Source organism: Rhodococcus sp. ACS1, assembly GCF_002300155.1.
Taxonomy (GTDB): domain Bacteria; phylum Actinomycetota; class Actinomycetes; order Mycobacteriales; family Mycobacteriaceae; genus Rhodococcus_F; species Rhodococcus_F koreensis.
In genome coordinates this window covers 492,744-509,969 of the sequence record NZ_NSDZ01000004.1, presented here as the reverse complement: position 1 = coordinate 509,969, position 17,226 = coordinate 492,744, and the positions used below count along the sequence as shown (strand labels likewise).

General features: G+C 67.9%; 12 protein-coding genes and 1 riboswitch. Of the genes, 5 read left to right on the top strand and 7 right to left on the bottom strand.

The window, feature by feature from the left end:
- Nucleotide 1: 1 nt before the first annotated feature.
- From CJ179_RS14625 to CJ179_RS14605, 5 genes are all read right to left on the bottom strand, one after another.
- Nucleotides 2-1,735, bottom strand: a complete 1,734-nt coding sequence (locus tag CJ179_RS14625) for an FAD-dependent oxidoreductase (protein ID WP_095862048.1) — start codon at nt 1,733-1,735, stop codon at nt 2-4.
- Nucleotides 1,736-1,906: 171 nt separating this feature from the next.
- Complete coding sequence (locus tag CJ179_RS14620; RefSeq protein ID WP_095862047.1) at nt 1,907-2,668, bottom strand: IclR family transcriptional regulator; 762 nt, start codon at nt 2,666-2,668, stop codon at nt 1,907-1,909.
- 18 nt (nt 2,669-2,686) lie between these two features.
- Nucleotides 2,687-4,039 (bottom strand): MFS transporter, encoded by a 1,353-nt coding sequence (locus CJ179_RS14615; protein ID WP_095862686.1) that lies wholly within the window; start codon nt 4,037-4,039, stop codon nt 2,687-2,689.
- A 173-nt stretch (nt 4,040-4,212) separates the two neighbouring features.
- Nucleotides 4,213-5,484, bottom strand: a complete 1,272-nt coding sequence (locus CJ179_RS14610) for a hypothetical protein (RefSeq protein ID WP_095862046.1) — start codon at nt 5,482-5,484, stop codon at nt 4,213-4,215.
- A gap of 96 nt (nt 5,485-5,580) precedes the next feature.
- A complete protein-coding gene (locus CJ179_RS14605; protein WP_095862045.1) occupies nt 5,581-6,228 on the bottom strand; it encodes a TetR/AcrR family transcriptional regulator in 648 nt (215 codons plus the stop codon).
- Nucleotides 6,229-6,304: 76 nt separating this feature from the next.
- On the opposite strand from CJ179_RS14605, the gene CJ179_RS14600 reads away from it, so the two are divergent.
- The 3 genes from CJ179_RS14600 (at nt 6,305) to CJ179_RS14590 (ending at nt 10,226) form a co-directional block, all read left to right on the top strand.
- A complete protein-coding gene (locus CJ179_RS14600) occupies nt 6,305-7,198 on the top strand; it encodes an SDR family oxidoreductase (protein ID WP_095862044.1) in 894 nt (297 codons plus the stop codon).
- A gap of 30 nt (nt 7,199-7,228) precedes the next feature.
- Nucleotides 7,229-8,722 (top strand): NAD(P)/FAD-dependent oxidoreductase, encoded by a 1,494-nt coding sequence (locus CJ179_RS14595; protein ID WP_072936913.1) that lies wholly within the window; start codon nt 7,229-7,231, stop codon nt 8,720-8,722.
- A gap of 151 nt (nt 8,723-8,873) precedes the next feature.
- On the top strand, nt 8,874-10,226 hold the full coding sequence (locus CJ179_RS14590) for an MFS transporter (protein WP_072936912.1): 1,353 nt from the start codon (nt 8,874-8,876) through the stop codon (nt 10,224-10,226).
- A 21-nt stretch (nt 10,227-10,247) separates the two neighbouring features.
- Here CJ179_RS14590 and lpdA read toward each other — a convergent pair whose 3' ends face one another.
- Together lpdA and lipA are read right to left on the bottom strand one after the other, a co-directional pair.
- Nucleotides 10,248-11,621 carry a dihydrolipoyl dehydrogenase gene (gene lpdA / locus CJ179_RS14585; protein WP_095862043.1) on the bottom strand — a complete coding sequence of 458 codons (1,374 nt, stop codon included), beginning with the start codon at nt 11,619-11,621 and terminating at the stop codon, nt 10,248-10,250.
- 34 nt (nt 11,622-11,655) lie between these two features.
- Nucleotides 11,656-12,615 carry a lipoyl synthase gene (lipA, locus tag CJ179_RS14580; protein WP_095862042.1) on the bottom strand — a complete coding sequence of 320 codons (960 nt, stop codon included), beginning with the start codon at nt 12,613-12,615 and terminating at the stop codon, nt 11,656-11,658.
- 290 nt (nt 12,616-12,905) lie between these two features.
- Nucleotides 12,906-12,997, top strand: a riboswitch (glycine riboswitch).
- 122 nt (nt 12,998-13,119) lie between these two features.
- Here lipA and gcvP point away from each other — a divergent pair.
- A complete protein-coding gene (gene gcvP, locus CJ179_RS14575) occupies nt 13,120-16,101 on the top strand; it encodes an aminomethyl-transferring glycine dehydrogenase (protein ID WP_095862041.1) in 2,982 nt (993 codons plus the stop codon).
- Nucleotides 16,098-17,213: a glycine cleavage system aminomethyltransferase GcvT gene (gene gcvT, locus CJ179_RS14570; protein ID WP_095862040.1), complete on the top strand. Its 1,116-nt coding sequence runs from the start codon at nt 16,098-16,100 to the stop codon at nt 17,211-17,213. The genes gcvP and gcvT overlap by 4 nt, the downstream gene beginning before the upstream one ends.
- Nucleotides 17,214-17,226 lie beyond the last annotated feature (13 nt).

Genomic DNA, 17,226 nt, shown 5'->3' with positions numbered 1-17,226 from the left:
GTCAGACCTCTTCCAGGACGGTCGGTGTGGCGGATTCGCTGCGCAGCGACACGAGGATCTCGGCGTCCCGGCCGATGGTGTATCCGAAGACGAGGGCGGGCCCGATGTTGGCGCCGTAGCCCGGGTATCCGCCGCCGAAGATGCTGACCGCCGCGGAACCAGCCGCGAAGAGACCGGGGATCGGCTGGTTGTCGTCGTCGAGGACCTGGCTGTGCCGATCGACGGCGAGGCCGGAGTAGGCTCCGAGGTCGCCCATCTCGATCTTCGCCGCGTAGTACGGTCCCTTGTCGAGCGGCTCGAGGTTCGGATTGGGCTGGTGCTCCATGTCGCCCTTGAAGTGGTGGAACCAGTTGGATCCGCGATTGAACTTCGGGTCCTCCCCCTTGGCGGCGCCCGCGTTGAACTCGGACAGGGTCTTCTTCAGCCCGGCGGCGTCGACACCGATCTTGCGTGCGAGTTCCTCGACCGTGTCGGCCTTGTGGAGGAATCCGGTCTTCTTGAAATAGCTCTGCGGGATGGGCCGCGGCTTCGCGTAGCCGATTCCGTACTTGTTCATGGCTTTCGAGTCGGCGATGATGTAGCCGAATGTCTCGTCCTGGCCGGCGTTCTCCTGAATCATCGCCATGCCGAAGTCGTGGTACGAACTCGACTCGTTGGCGAAGCGTTCACCCTTGCGGTTCACGGCGATCAGTCCCGGGAGCCCGAACGCCCGCAGGTGCGGGAAGATCCGCTGCTGTCCGCGCAGACCGGTGAACACCGTGACCGGCGCCCAGGCGGCCGGCTCGTGGACGTCGGTGTCGACGTGCCCGCCGAGCGGAGCGGCCAGGCGCACGTTGTCGCCGTCGTGCCCGACGGTGGGCGTGAAGTGGTTGTCGCCGTGCGGATCATGACCCCAGTACTCGGCGCGCAGGGAGGCGTCCGAGGAGTAGCCGCCTGCCGCGATGACGACACCGAGCCGCGCCTCCACCGTTGCCGCGTGAACTCCCCCGAGCACGGCGCCGGTGACGACCCCGTTCTCCGACTGCAGGATCTTCGTGACGGGTGTCTCGGTCCACATCCGGATGCCGAGCTTGGCCGCGGACGACACCATCCGGACCATCAGCGAATTGCCGTTGGTCCGGTCGAACGACCGTCGGCAGAGCACCGTCTCGACCCACGTCTTGAGGAGCTTCTTCGACACGTAGGCAAACGATTTCCACGACTGGTTGGCGTGCAGGAACTGTGCGATGTCGGGTCCGACCTCGGGCATGTACCCGAAGACGGTGTACGTGTCGAGGTAGGGGCGCAACCGGAGCCGGTTCTCGCCGAGTGTGCGCGCGTCGACGACCTTGCCGGAGATCGCGCGCCCCGACGGCTTCGCACCCGGGGCGTCCATCTGGTAGTCCGGAGCCATTTCCGGATAGACGAATTCGACGTCGGTGTCGCGTTCGAGCCAGTCGATCGCCTCGGGGACCTCGTCGAGGAAGGTGTCGACCATCTCGGCCTTGTAGCAGTCCTTGGCGAGTGCCCGAATGTACGTTTCGATCTCCTGACGGGTGTCGCCCTGCGCGACGCCCTGCTTGTTGCCCGGCACCCACGCCCAGCCGCCCGAGATGGCGGTGGTGCCGCCGAGCCACTTCGACTTCTCGGCGACGATGACGCTGTGGCCTTCGCTCGCGGCCTTGAGCGCGGCGGCCATGCCCGCGGCCCCGGACCCGATGACCAACAGGTCGCATTTGACGGATTTCGAGCTCATATGTGGACCTTCCCTGGAGTGTCGGCACTCGATCGCGGCGCGCGAAGACACTGCTGTGCAGCATGTTTGGAGGAACACTGCGCGATCGGTGACGGTGTGTTCGTGTCACCCACTCTGACCGAGTCGAGACTCGGGTCACAGACCGACTCCAATGGATGGAAAGGTTTCTGATCAGTGCCGCGATCCGCGCGTCATCGCCCGGGTGATGCCGCGCGACGCCGTCGTCAGTGCCGCCACCACCGACTGCGGGTTCGCCTGATCGTGCGGGATGACGACGGACAGGGCGGCGATCACCTTGCCACCGTCGCTGTCCCGCACGGGCACAGCGACTCCCGTCGCACCCGGGGTGATGAGACCGGCGGCCACCGCGAAGTGCTGGTGCCGCACCTCGGCGAGGAGACGCCGCATCTGGTCGGGGTCGGTGACGGTGGCGTCGGTGTACCGTTCGAGCGGTTGCGACAGCAATTCGTCCTGCACGTCGCGGGAGGCGTTCGCCATCAGAACCAGACCGGACGAGCACGCATGCACCGGCAGCCGTCCGGCGATCTTGGTGACGTTGACGACGGACCCGCGGGTGGAGAGCCGTTCGACGAACAGCACCTCGTTGCCGTCGAGGACGCCCAGCTGGGTGTGCTGCTTGATCGCGGCGTTCACATCCTCCATGAACGGCATCGCCGCCTCGCGCAGGCTGAGGGTGTGCGAACCGCGGGACCCCAGCTCCCACATCCGGACCCCGATGCTGATGCGGGTGTCGTTGCGTTCGAGGAGGCGGAACTTGACGAGTTCGCCGACGATGCGGTGCGCCGTCGCGACGGGGAGGTCGGATCGACGCGCGATGTCGGACACCGACAGGGACGGTGTGTCCGCGTCGAAGGAAGACAAGACCCTCACGACGCGGGCAGTGACCGATTCTCCTGTCGGTGTCCGTGACATCGCCCCATTGTCCTCCGGTTACTCCCGCGAGGTCGACGGACGCCCGAGTTCGGCCAGCGGCACCCGGTACGTCTCGCGGGCGGTGAAGGCCGCGACGGACGAGACCAGCATGCACAGTGCAGTGAACACCGCGACCGGGACCCACGCGTTCGCCCCGGTTCCCAGCAGTGCCCAGCCGATCGCCGGGGCGAAACCGGCGATGAGGAAACCGATCTGCGTGCCGACGGCGAAACCGGAATAGCGCACGGGCGCGGCGAACATCTCGGTGAAGAAGCTCGGCCACAGGCCGTTCACCATCGAGTAGAACAGCGTCATCGTGAGCAGTGCGGCGACGAAGATCAGCGGAATGGAGCCGACCGAGATGGCCCAGAAGTATCCGAAGATCGTCACGCCGCATCCGAGGGTGCCGGTGATCCATACGGGGCGGCGTCCGACGCGGTCCGACAGCTTGGCGAGCAGAGGTATCGCGACGATGGAACCCGCGATCGACGCCGACGACGCCCACAGCATCGTGGTGCGGTCGATGCCGACGTCGGGTCCGGTGGCGTAGGCGAGCCCGAAGACGGTGAACACCGTCTGCCCGACGGCGAACAGCGAGCACAGGGCGATCCGCAGGACGTCCCGCCACTGGGTGGTCACCACGGTGACGACGGGCAGTTTCTGCACCTCCGCGTGCTCACGCGACTCCGCGAACACCGGGGTCTCGTCGAGCTTGGTGCGCACGAAGTAGGCGACCACGAGCATCACGGCACTGCACCAGAACGGGATTCGCCAGCCCCAGCTGTCGAGTTGGTCCTTCGGCAGCGCGGCCACCGGGATGAAGACGAGGGTCGCGAGCACCATCCCGGCCGCGTAGCCGGTCATCGTGAAACTCGTGAAGAATGCCCGCCGCCCCTCGGGTGAGTGCTCGAGAGTGAGCGTGCTGGCGCCCGCCGCCTCACCGCCCGCGGAGAACCCCTGCGCGAGGCGGCACAGGACCAGCAGGATCGGGGCGGCGATGCCGATCTGCTCGTAGGTGGGCAGGAACCCGATCGCGAGACTCGACAGTCCCATGATGAGCAGCGTCAGCAACAGAATCTTCTTGCGGCCCAACTTGTCCCCGAAGTGTCCCAGCACGATTCCGCCGACCGGCCGGGCCACGTAGCCGACGCCGAACGTCGCGAGCGCGGCGACCGTGCCGATCGCGTCGTTGCCGGCCGGGAAGAACGTGTGCCCGAAGACGAGGGCGGCGGCGGACCCGTAGATGAAGAAGTCGTAGTACTCGAGCGCGCTCCCGAGGAACGACGCGAGCGCCGCCTTCTTCGGCGTCTTCGCGACCTCGACGGGTGGCGCGGCGGTCGGGCTGTCGTGCGTCACGGCGGATACGTTCATCGACTCTCCTGCGATCGGGCCTGGCGTGGTGTGACTCAACGTGCCAACCGCGACCACGCGTGCGCAACGTCACATCCATCCATTGGAAAGCCGGCACCGTGCTGTCCCGGACGAACGGGACGCCCGTTGCGTCAGATCGAACGAGCGTCCCGTTCGTCCGAGAGGGGCTACGGCTACGCCGGGGAGAACTCCCAGCCGGTGCTCATGTCGCGGGCGAGGTCGGGCACCCGCCGCAGCACCCGCTGGCCCTCGACGAAGTCGCGGAACGGGATGGCCAGCAGGGCCCGCAGCTCGCCCGGACGGCCCTCGGCTAGCCGCTGGTAGGACGACGCGATGTCGCTGACGATGTACTGCCAGCGTGGTTCGCGGTCGGCCCAGTTGAAGCCCGGCAGGGGTGTCCGGAGACGGTAGTCCGCGCCGTTGACGTCGCCCGTCACCGACATCGGCGCGACCTGTCCCGGTGCCCGCGCGCCCGGGACCGAGGGTTGCGCCGCGAGGGTGGTGGCGTAGGTGAGCGCCCGGCCGACACCGTCGCGCGCGGCCGACGTGACGTCCCACTGGTCGGCGATGATCTGATTCTGCTCACGCGACGCCATCCGGAACAGGGCGTCCGCGTATCCCGCTGCGGTGCCGGAGAAGATGCCGTTCCAGGCGATCTCGGCGTTCTCGTCGAGCAGTCCCGCGGCGGCCATCTCCTCGACGCCGCCCCGGCCGTCGTTCAGGTACGCCTCGTGCATGGGCACCATGTCGAAGTAGATGTGTTTCTGCATCATCAGCAGGCGTTTCTGATACCAGTCCAGGTCGCTCGCCGTCATCGCCGGACCGACGGTGGCGAGATTTCTCGGGTCCGGGGGCAGGAGCGTCGTCGCCTCGCCGGGAAGTCCGCGGATCGTGGACGCGACGGCGTTGCCGAGCGTGTGGACGGCGTCGACTCCGAGCACGGTCCGGCCGAGGTCGAGGTCCCAGAAGCCGGCAGCGAACGAGCCTCCCGCCAGTCCGGCCATACCGGACCAGTAGAGCTCGGCGCGTTGGAGTTGATACCGGCCGTAGTTCTCGTACACCCGGTCGACCACCGCCGCGTTGGCGATCAGCCCGGCGTTCGGATCCCACCCGGCAAGGTCGATGCCGGACGCCTCGGATCCTCGCGCCAGCCAATATTGTTGCAGCAGGACGGGATACCTACTCGGTGCGACGCCGTCGGAGCGGGCGGCGGCCAGCGCGGCACCGAGTGCGGCGGAGTCGGTGGGCAGCCGGGGGTCCAGCCCGCCGATCGACTCCGCTGCCGCGTTCGCGGGCGTGATGTCGAGGAGGCCCGCGTAACCGGTGGCGTGCGCGACGTTCGGCGCCGGACCGGCCAACGCGAGGACCCCGAGCAACGCGACGAGCACCCCGCGGATCGTCGTGTTGCGGACCCCAGGTGATTGGCAGTGCACAGCACCGGGCATATCGGGTATTTAACAACATATATGTGATTGCGTCCGGGGTTTGCCCGGATCCACCCCCACGTGAGCGCTAAGGAGTGCCCCGGCACACGACGCCACTCACGTGGGGCCGAGTTCACCCAGGACGGCCGAGAGAATGGTGTGCGCGCTGGCGATGACCGTCTCGATCGGCTGGGGGTTCTCCGACAGCACCCACTGCTGGGCGATCATCAGCACCGCCCCGACCAGGCCGGTCGCGAGGGTGCGGAGGTGGAACTCCGGGAACGCGGTGCGGTCGACGGCCGGACCGATGACGACGAGCACGGCGTCCACGAACGACCGGGTGACGCGGCGGTAGGCGATGTCGACTTCCGGGCCGACACCGAGGACCTCCTGGAAGGCGATCCGCGGGATCCGCGGGTCGTCGGCGACGGACCGGAAGAACGCGGTCAGCGCCCCGCGAACCCTGGCGTCCAGATCGGCGCCCCCGCCCCCCGCGCCGCGCAGGACGTTGTCCCGGAGGCGGTCGGTCACGCTCGCGTACGCCGCCAGCAGCAGGGCCTCGCTGTCGTCGAACGACTCGTAGAAGTAGCGCTTGGTCAGCCCGGCGGTCGCGCAGATCTTCTCGACGGTCGCGGACCGGTATCCGCTGGTCCCGAACACTTCGACGGCAGCGTCGACGAGACGCGCGCGGCGCTCTTCCTGACGCTGGCGAGGGCCCGCACCGCGGTAGGTGCGGCCCGTCTCGTCGAGCCTGGGCGAACTCACTCCCCAATATTGACACCGCACAGTTCCAGATACAAACTGACACTGAACGGTGCCAGATCACACGCCAGGAGATCACATGCCCACGCTCAGGAACAAAGTCGCACTCGTCACCGGAGCCGCGCGGGGCATCGGAGCCGAGACGTCCCGCGCCCTCGCCCGCAAGGGCGTCAAACTGATCCTGATCGACCTGGACGCCGAACCACTGAAAGCCCTCGCTGCCGAACTCGGTGACGACGTCGCGCTCGCCGTGGCCGCCGACGTCTGCGACCTGCCCGCCATGCAGAAGGCCGTCGACTCCGGCGTCGCGAAGTTCGGGGGCATCGACTTCGTTCTCGCGAACGCCGGCATTGCCAGCTACGGCTCGGTGATGCAGGTCGATCCCGCCACGTTCAAGCGGGTCGTCGACGTCAACATCCTCGGGGTCTTCCACACCGTCCGGGCTGCGCTTCCGTCCGTGATCGAACGCAAGGGCTACATCCTGATCGTCTCGTCGCTCGCCGCGTTCGCACCCGCGCCCGGTCTGGCCGCGTACTGCGCGAGCAAGGCCGGCGTCGAGCATTTCGCCAACGTCCTGCGTCTCGAAGTCGCGCACCGTGGCGTTGCCGTGGGCTCGGCCCACATGTCGTGGATCGACACCCCGCTCGTCCAGGACGCGAAAACCGACCTCACCGCATTCAACCAACTTCTCGCGGTCCTGCCGGGACCGGTCGGCAAGACGTCGTCGGTGGGTCCCTGCGTCGACGCATTCGTCGATGCCCTGGCCAAGCGGAAACGCCGGGTCTACGTGCCGCGGTGGGTCGCGCTCGCCGGCTGGCTGAAGGCGGTGGTGACGTCGCGCGTCGGCGATCGCAACACGCTGCCCCACGTACCCCGCATTCTTCCGCTGATGGACGAGGAGGTCGCGAAGCTCGGCCGCTCCACCAGCGCACGTAATGTCGCTCTCGACGACGTCGCCGTAGACCCGAAGTAGCCACCCGTCCCACCCAGCGAGAGAGTCTTCATGTCACACACCGATACCGCCGCCGACACCACCGGCGCGAAGGCTCCCGTCGAACACCTCGACGTGCTGATCATCGGGGCCGGACTGTCCGGGATCGGTGCCGCGTACCACCTGCAGGACAGCTTCCCCGGCCGGACGTACGCGATCCTGGAGAGCCGTGAGACGATCGGCGGCACGTGGGACCTGTTCCGCTACCCCGGCATTCGGTCCGACTCCGACATGTACACGCTGGGCTACCGCTTCCGGCCGTGGGAGAACGACAAGTCGATCGCCGACGGTCCCGCGATCCTCGAGTACGTCAAGGACACGGCGGCCGAGCACGGGATCGACCGGAACATCCGGTTCCGGCACAGGGTCGTTCGCGCCGAGTGGTCGACCTCGAACGCCCGTTGGACGATCGACGCCGAGCGCACCGACACCGGTGAGACCGTCCGGTTCACCGCCGATTTCCTGATGTCCTGCAGTGGGTACTACCGCTACGACGAGGGCTACACCCCCGAGTTCCCGGGCATCGACCGGTTCGCCGGGCAGGTCGTGCACCCACAGAAGTGGCCCGAGGACCTCGACTACGCCGGCAAGCGGGTGGTCATCATCGGCAGCGGCGCCACCGCGGTGACGCTGGCACCGTCGATGGCCGCCGAGGCCGCGCACGTGACCATGCTGCAGCGCTCGCCCACGTACATCATCTCGATGCCGGCCAAGGACAAGCTGGCCAACAAGCTGCGGCGCCACCTGCCCACGCGGCTCGCCTACGCGCTGACCCGGCTCAAGAACGCGTCGGTGGCGACGGCGATCTACCAACTGTGCCAGCGGTACCCGGAATTCATGAAGGGCCGCATCCGGCAACTCCAGGAGAAGTGGCTGCCGAAGGGCTACGACATCGACAAACACTTCACGCCCCGCTACAACCCGTGGGATCAGCGACTGTGCCTCGTGCCCAACGGGGATCTGTTCCGCTCCATCCGCAACGACGAAGTGTCGATCGTGACCGATCACATCGACACGTTCACCGAATCCGGGATCACGCTGAAGTCCGGCGACGAGCTGCGCGCCGACGTCGTCGTCACCGCAACGGGTTTGAACCTGCTCGCGTTCGGCGGGATGACACTCGCCGTCGACGGCCGCGACATCGACCTCACCGAGACCATGGCATACAAGGGGATGATGCTCAGCGGGGTGCCCAATTTCGCCTTCGTCATCGGCTACACCAACGCGTCCTGGACGCTGAAGGCCGACCTGGTGTGCGAATACGTCTGCCGTCTGCTCGCGCACATGGACGCGAACGGATTCGCGCAATGCTCCCCGGAGCGGGACAGCGCGGTCGACGAGGAGCCGTTCCTCGACTTCGCCGCCGGCTACGTGCTGCGGTCGGTGGAGTCGTTCCCGAAGCAGGGTTCGAAAGCACCGTGGCGGCTGCGGATGAACTACTTCCGCGACCTGGTGACACTGCGGCACGGCAAGATCGTCGACGATGCGATGGTGTTCCGCCCGTGAGTACTTGTTAACCGCCCGCGGTTAACAAGTACTCACGGGTGCTGTCTTCCGACATTCGGAATCGGAGTTGGAAACGGGTGACCTGTCAGCCACGGTAAGTGGGTCGTGAGCCACATCACAGCCCACCTCCGAGGAAGAGCAGGTCCCGCGCATGCAATTCGACCTACGCGAACGCATCGACAGCAGTCCGATGACGCGCTACCAATGGGGCGCCATCGCCATCTGCGGTCTACTCAACGTGCTCGACGGCTTCGACGTTCTCGTCATGGCGTTCACCGCGCAGTCGGTGTCGCAGGAGTGGGCTCTGTCCGGCTCCGTCGTCGGCCTCCTGCTCAGCGCCGGGCTGTTCGGCATGGCCGCGGGGTCGCTGTTCCTGGCGCCGTGGGCAGACACCATCGGTCGCCGCGCCATGATCCTGCTGTGCCTGGCGCTGGCGTCGTCGGGCATGCTGCTGTCGGCGGCCAGCCAGAACGCGATGCAACTCGGTCTGCTCCGCGCGCTCACCGGGGTCGGAATCGGCGGAATCCTCGCCAGCAGCAACGTCATTGCCAGTGAGTACGCGTCGAACCGCTGGCGCGGGCTGGCCGTGAGCCTCAATTCCACCGGGTACGCCGTCGGCGCCACCCTCGGCGGCATCATCGCCGTCGTGCTGCAGAACTCGCTCGGGTGGCGCTCGGTGTTCCTGTTCGGCGGTGTGTGCACGGCCGTGATCATCCCCGTCGTCTATGCGCGGCTCCCCGAATCGATCGACTTTCTGCTCGTGCGTCGCCCGGCCAATGCCCTCGACCGGATCAACGCGTTCGCGCAGCGGGTCGGGCAGCCGCGACTCGACGAACTGCCCGCACCGCGCGCCGCCGCCACCGCCGATGCCGGATTCGCGATGCGCGTCCTGCTGTCCCCGCAGCGCCGCCGTAGCACCCTCCTGGTGTGGTTCGCGTTCTTCACGGCGATGTTCGGCTTCTACTTCGTCACCAGTTGGACGCCGAAACTGCTGGTCGAGGCGGGCATGTCCGCGAACCAGGGCGTCACCGGCGGCGTGCTCCTCAACCTCGGCGGCATCTTCGGCGCCACCTTGCTCGGCGCGCTGTCGGCGCGGTTCGCCCTGAAGCGGGTGCTCATCGCCTACCTGGCGATCGCGGGGGTGCTCCTCCTCGTCTTCGTCCCCGCCACCGCATCCATCGTCGTCGCGTTCGGGCTCGGCGCCCTCATCGGCGTCTTCGCCAACGGCTGCATCGCCGGGCTGTACGCGATCACCCCGTCGGTCTACTCCCCGGCCGTCCGGGCCACCGGAGTCGGCTGGGGCATCGGCATCGGACGCGTCGGCGCCATTGCGTCCCCGATCGTCGCGGGCGCCCTCCTCGACCGCGACTGGTCGCCCACGCAGCTGTACATCCTCGTCGCCGTGTCCTTCCTGCTCGCCGGAATTGCCGTGTCGCGACTGCGATTCGAGAAGACCGGCGGCTCCTCCACCCGTGAGTGGTTGACGAGTGCAGAGACTCGTTAACCACTCACGGGCCCGGAGGGCCTAGGCGTGCACGTGCAGCGGTTTGCCGGCCACCGCGAGCAGTGCCTCGCCGAGGGCCTCGCCCTGGGTGGGGTGGGCGTGCACGAACTTCGCCGCCTGGGCGGCGTCGACCTCGAAGTTGTACAGCATCTGCGCCTCGCCGATCAGCTCGCCGACGCGGTCGCCGACCATGTGCACACCGACCACGACGCCGTCCGGCGCCACCACGAGTTTGACCGCCCCCGACGTCTTGAGGATCTGACTCTTGCCGTTGCCGGCGAGGTCGTAGACGACCGTCCGGATCTCGTCGCCGAACTGCTCCCGCGCCGCGGTCTCGGTCAACCCGACCGACGCGACCTCGGGGTGGGAGTACGTGACGCGGGGGATGCCGGTCTCGTCGATGACGTCCGGACGGAGCCCGGCGATCTCCTCCGCCACGAAGATGCCCTGCTGGAAGCCGCGGTGCGCGAGCTGGAGGCCGGGCACGATGTCGCCGACGGCATAGACGTTCGGCACCGTGGTGCGCAGCCGGTCGCTGGTCACCACGAATCCCCGGTCGAGGACCACCCCGGTCTCCTCGTACCCCATCGAGGCGGTGTTCGGACCGCGGCCCACCGCGACCAGTACGACGTCGGCGTCGAGCACGTCGCCGGAGTCGAGGGTGACGGTCACCGCGTCCTCGTCCTGCGCCACCTCGGTGACCCGCACCCCGGTCTTCGCGGCGATCTTGCGACGACGGAACGCCCGCTCCAGGTATTTGGAGACCGTCTCGTCCTCGTTCGGGACCAGCCTCGGCATCGCCTCGACGATCGTCACCGACGCACCGAACGACGCCCACACACTGGCGAATTCGACGCCGATGACGCCGCCGCCGAGGATGATCGCCTTCTTCGGGACCGTCGGCAGCACGAGCGCCTGATCGCTGGTGACGACCCTGCCGCCGATGCTGATGCCCGGCAACGTCTTCGGAGACGAGCCCGTCGCCAGGACGACAGCCCCGCCGGTGATCACCTCGCCGTCGACCTCGACACCGTTGGGACCGACCAGCCGTCCGCGTCCGTTGACGACGGTGATGCCGTGGGAATCGACGAGACCTTGCAAGCCCTTGTGCAGGCGGGTGACGATGGCGTTCTGATAGCTCAGCACCTTGTCGAGGTCGACCCCGCCGAACGTGACGTCGACCCCGAACTGCGCGGCCGTGCGGGCACTGTCGGCGACCTCGGCGGAATGCAGCAGCGCCTTGGTCGGAATGCACCCCTGATGCAGGCAGGTGCCGCCGAGTTCGTTCTCTTCGATCAGAATGACCGAACGGCCCAGTTCGGCCGAGCGGATCGCGGACGCATAGCCGCCGGAACCGCCGCCGAGGATGACGACATCTGCAGATCGGTTGGACATGGGGACTCCTTGCTGAAATGGAAGAGAATGGGATTCAGTGAATTGCGGTCGCGGCGACCGCTTCGGCGTGCAGGCGGCCCGCCCGGTAGGACGACCGCACGAGCGGGCCGGACAGAACGCCGAGGAATCCGATCTCGCGGGCGACCCCGTCGAGCATCACGAACTCCTCCGGTTTCGCCCACCGCTCCACCGGATGATGCCGGGCCGAGGGCCGGAGGTACTGCGTGATCGTGATCAACTGGCAGCCGGCGGCGTGCAGGTCCCGGAGTGCCTGGATCACCTCGTCCGTGGTCTCCCCCATCCCGAGGATCAGGTTCGACTTGGTGATCAGACCGTCCTCCCGCGCGCGTGTGATCACGTCGAGGGAACGCTCGTAGGTGAAGGCAGGCCGGATGCGACGGAAGATCCGGGGAACGGTCTCCACATTGTGCGCGAGTACCTCCGGGCGGGTGCCGAACACCTCGTGCAACTGTGCGGCGTCGGCATTGAAATCCGGGATCAGCAGTTCGACGCCGGTCCCCGGACACAGTTCGTGAATCTGCCGGACCGTCTCGGCGTACAGCCAGGCGCCGCCGTCGGGCAGATCGTCGCGCGCCACGCCGGTGACGGTGGCGTACCGGAGGTCCATGGTCTGCACCGATTCCGCGACCCGCCGGGGTTCTCCCCGATCGAGGGCCGCGGGACGTCCGGTGTCGATCTGGCAGAAGTCACACCGTCGGGTGCATTGGCTGCCGCCGATGAGGAACGTGGCCTCGCGGTCCTCCCAGCATTCGAAGATGTTGGGACATCCGGCTTCCTGACACACGGTATTCAGGTTCTCGCGTTCGACGAGGGCGGCGAGATCACGGTATTCGGGACCGGTCCGCATCTGCACCTTCATCCACGACGGTTTGCGTTCGACCGGGGTCTGGGCGTTGCGGACTTCGAGGCGGAGCAGGCGCCTGCCTGCCGGGGCGAGCGGAGCGACGGGGGATGGTGCCGGGGAATTAGTCATGGAGGAACTCCTACGACCGGACGAAACCGGTCGGTATGCGACCCCCGGCAGCACGGCACGAGGGAAAGTGAGGGGAAGGCGAGCACACGACGACAACCGTTGCACTCGAAGCTGTCTGGGCTCTCACCGAGCGGCGTGTGCGGTCACGTCCGAGCGAGGATGAATCGAGGATGCCAAACGACGAGGCGTTTTGGCAACATCACCGCCCGCTCGGCGACCGGGACGGAGCCTGGGGAGACAAACCCGCCACGCCTGTGTACTGTTTGGCCAACCACAACTGAATACGCCGTTGACGCGCAGCGGGAGAACCTCCTTTTCGGAGGCGCCGTAGGAGCAACTTCCTCCCCGGGAATCTCTCAGGCCCCAGTACCGCAGCGTAGAGGCAACTCTGGAGAACAGAATCGGCCGCAGGCCGGTACTTACCGAAGGTGAAGAGCACGCCGCTCATGCGGTGCGCCCAAACTCTCAGGTTTCAGGACAGAGCGGGGAGGTGCCCCCTTGTCGATGTCCGGTGCGGTCCGGACTCAACGAAACCGGAGTCACCTCGTGTCAGTCGAATCCCGCCACGCGCATCGCAGCGCGCCTCTCACCAGCGATTTTCCGTCACGCCACATCGGCCCCGACGCTTCCGCCACCCAGCGCATGCTCGGCGCCCTCGGTTACGACACGCTCGATCAGCTCATCGATGCCGCGGTGCCTGACCAGATCCGCAGCTCGGAGGCCATGGACCTGCCGGTGGCGCGGTCCGAGCAGCAGGTGCTGTCCGACCTGCGGACGCTGTCGGAGCGCAACGAGACCCGCGTCCAGATGATCGGCCTCGGTTACCACGACACCATCACCCCCGCAGTTCTGCGCCGCAACATGCTCGAGTCGCCGGCCTGGTACACCGCGTACACGCCGTATCAGCCGGAGATTTCCCAGGGCAGGCTCGAGGCGCTGCTGACGTTCCAGACGGTCATCGAAGACCTGACGGCCCTCCCCCTCGCCGGCGCGTCCCTGCTGGACGAGGCCACCGCGGTGATGGAGGCGGTGCTGCTGATGCGGCGCGCGAACAAGGCGAAGTCGGGGACGTCCCGCGTCGTCGTCGACGCCGACTGTCTGCCGCAAACCCTCGCGGTGGTGTGCGGCCGGGCCAAGTCGGTGGGCATCGACGTCGAGGTGGCCGACCTGACCGGCGGTCTTCCGGACGGTGACCTGTTCGGCGTCGTGTTCCAGGCGCCCGGCGCCAGCGGCCACGTGCGCGATCTGGCCCCGCTCATCGCCGCCGCCCAGGAGCGCGGCGCGCTGACCACGGTCGCGGCCGACCTGCTGTCGCTGACGCTGCTGACGCCGCCCGGCGAGCAGGGTGCCGACATCGCGGTGGGATCCGCCCAGCGTTTCGGTGTGCCGCTGTTCTTCGGTGGGCCGCACGCCGGGTACATGGCCGTGCGCGGCGGACTCGAGCGCATGCTCCCCGGCCGGCTCGTCGGTGTGTCCGTCGACGTCGACGGGAAGACCGCCTACCGGCTGGCACTGCAGACCCGCGAACAGCACATCCGGCGTGACAAGGCGACGAGCAACATCTGCACCGCGCAGGCGCTCCTCGCGAACGTCGCCGCCATGTATGCCGCCTATCACGGCCCGGAAGGGCTGCGTGCCATCGCGACTCGGGTACACGGACATGCCACGTCCGTCGCGGGCGGCCTCCGCACGGCGGGACACTCGGTGGTCCACGACAGCTTCTTCGACACCGTGCTGGTGCACGTTCCGGCCGGGGCGCGCGACGTCGTCGACCGCGCCGACCGCGCCGGCATCAACCTGAGGCTGGTCGATTCGGACCACGTCGCGGTCGCCTGCGACGAGTGCACCACCGACGAGATCGTCGACCGGGTCCTGTCCGCGTTCGGCGCACGAGCCCAGGCGGGAACGGTCTCCGCGCTGCCGCGGTCGCTGCTTCGCACGTCGAACTACCTGCAGCACCCCGTGTTCCACGAGCACCGGTCCGAGACGGCGATGCTGCGCTTCCTGCGCGCGCTGTCGGACAAGGACCTCGCGCTGGACCGCACCATGATCCCGCTCGGCTCGTGCACGATGAAGCTCAACTCCGCCGTGGAGATGGAGCCGATCAGCTGGCCCGGGTTCGCGTCCATCCACCCGTACGCCCCGGTCGAACAGACCAGCGGCTACCTGCAGCTCATCCGCGGCCTCGAGCGGTGGCTGGGTGAGATCACCGGATACGACCGGGTGTCGTTGCAGCCCAACGCCGGATCGCAGGGCGAACTGGCCGGTCTGCTGGCCATCAACGGCTACCACGACAGCCGCGGCGACCACGGACGCGACATCTGCCTCATCCCGCAGTCCGCGCACGGCACCAACGCCGCATCCGCGGTGCTGGCGGGCATGCGGGTGGTCGTGGTCGCGACGGCGACCAACGGCAACATCGACCTGGGCGACCTGCGCGCGAAGATCGCCGCCCACGAGGGCACCATCGCCGCGATCATGCTCACCTACCCGTCCACCCACGGTGTGTACGAGAACGACGTGCGGACGGTGTGCGATCTCGTGCACGAGGCCGGCGGCCAGGTGTACGTCGACGGCGCCAACCTCAACGCGCTCGTCGGCCTGGCCCAGCCCGGGAAGTTCGGCGGCGACGTGTCGCACCTGAACCTGCACAAGACGTTCTGCATCCCGCACGGCGGCGGCGGACCCGGCGTCGGACCGGTCGCGGTGCGTAAGCATCTGGCGCCGTTCCTGCCCGGCAACCCGCTCGGCGGAGACCAACTCGGCACTCCGGTGTCGGCGGCCAACTACGGCTCCGCCGGCATCCTGCCGATCACGTGGGCGTACATCGCCCTGATGGGCCCGGACGGGCTGACGGAGGCCACCAAGTCCGCGGTGCTGGCCGCCAACTACGTCGCGAAGGCGCTCGACGCGCACTTCCCCGTCCTCTACACCGGACCCTCGGGTCTGGTGGCGCACGAATGCATCCTGGACCTGCGACCCGTTACGAAGGCCACCGGCGTGACCGCCGAGGACGTGGCAAAGCGGTTGATCGACTACGGTTTCCACGCCCCCACCCTCTCGTTCCCCGTCAGCGGCACCCTGATGGTGGAGCCCACCGAATCCGAGGATCTGGCCGAACTCGACCGCTTCATCGAGGCGATGATCTCGATCCGCGGCGAAATCGACCTGGTCGGCGACGGCGTGTGGCCGCTCGAACGCAGCCCACTGCGTCAGGCCCCGCACACCGCGGATCAGGTCACCGCCGACAACTGGGATCTGCCCTACCCGCGGCACCTGGCGGCCTTCCCCGTCGCGTCGCTGCGTGCCGGCAAGTACTGGCCCCCGGTTCGCCGCATCGACGGCGTGCACGGCGACCGCAACCTCGTGTGCTCGTGCCCCGCGCCCGAGGCCTTCGAGAACACCACCGACATCGAACTGCCAATCAAAACCGCAGCAGCAAAATCCGGGGCGCTCGCCGAGGCCCCCGAGGAGGCCTTCGCATGACCGTCACCACGACACCCACGTCCCCGCTACTGGACGAGCACGGCGCTCTCGGAGCGCATTTCACCGACTTCGCGGGCTGGCAGATGCCGCTGAAGTACGACAGCGAACTCGCCGAACACCACGCCGTCCGTAAGTCCGCCGGACTGTTCGACCTCTCGCACATGGGTGAGATCGCCGTCACCGGAACAGAGTCCGGCGCACTGCTGGACTACGCCCTGGCCGGCGAGCTGTCGAAGATCGGTGTCGGACGGGCCAAATACTCGCTCCTGTGCAACGCGGACGGCGGCGTGATCGACGATCTCGTCGTCTACCGGCTCGCCGACGAGCACTTCCTGGTGGTCGCGAACGCCGCGAACGCCCCGGCCGTGTACCGCGAACTGGCCGCACGCGCCGACGGTTTCTCGGCGAACGTCGACGACCAGTCCGCGGAGACCGCGCTGATCGCGGTGCAGGGACCGGCCGCGCAGAACATCGTGCAGTCCCTCGTTCCCGCCCTGCAGTTGGAGACCGTCGCGGAACTGAAGTACTACGCGGTCACCCGCGCGGTCGTCGCCGGCATCGACGTCCTCCTGGCCCGCACCGGCTACACCGGTGAGGACGGCTTCGAGCTGTACGTGCCGAACGCACAGTCGGTGGCGTTGTGGCGCGCACTGCTGGCCGCCACCACGGAGCGGGACGGCGTCCCCGCGGGTCTCGCGTGCCGCGACACCCTGCGGCTCGAGGCCGGAATGGCGCTCTACGGGCACGAACTGACCCTCGACACGAACCCGTACGAGGCCGGTCTCGGCAAGGTGGTCCGGCTGAACAAGGAGTTCGTCGGCCGCGACGCCCTGCAGACGTTGTCGGAGCAGGCCCCGCAGCGGGTGCTCATCGGTCTCGCAGGCACCGGACGCCGCGCCGCCCGCGCCGAATACACCGTTCACGACGCGACCGGCGGAGCGGCCGTCGGCACGATCACGTCCGGCGCCCTGTCCCCGACGCTCGGACATCCGATCGCGCTGGCATTCGTCGACATCGCGTTCCGTGAGCCCGGCACCGAGCTGACCGTCGACATCCGCGGCAAGAAGGAACCGTTCGTGGTCACCCCGTCGCCGTTCTACCGCCGTTCCTGAACCCTCCCACTCC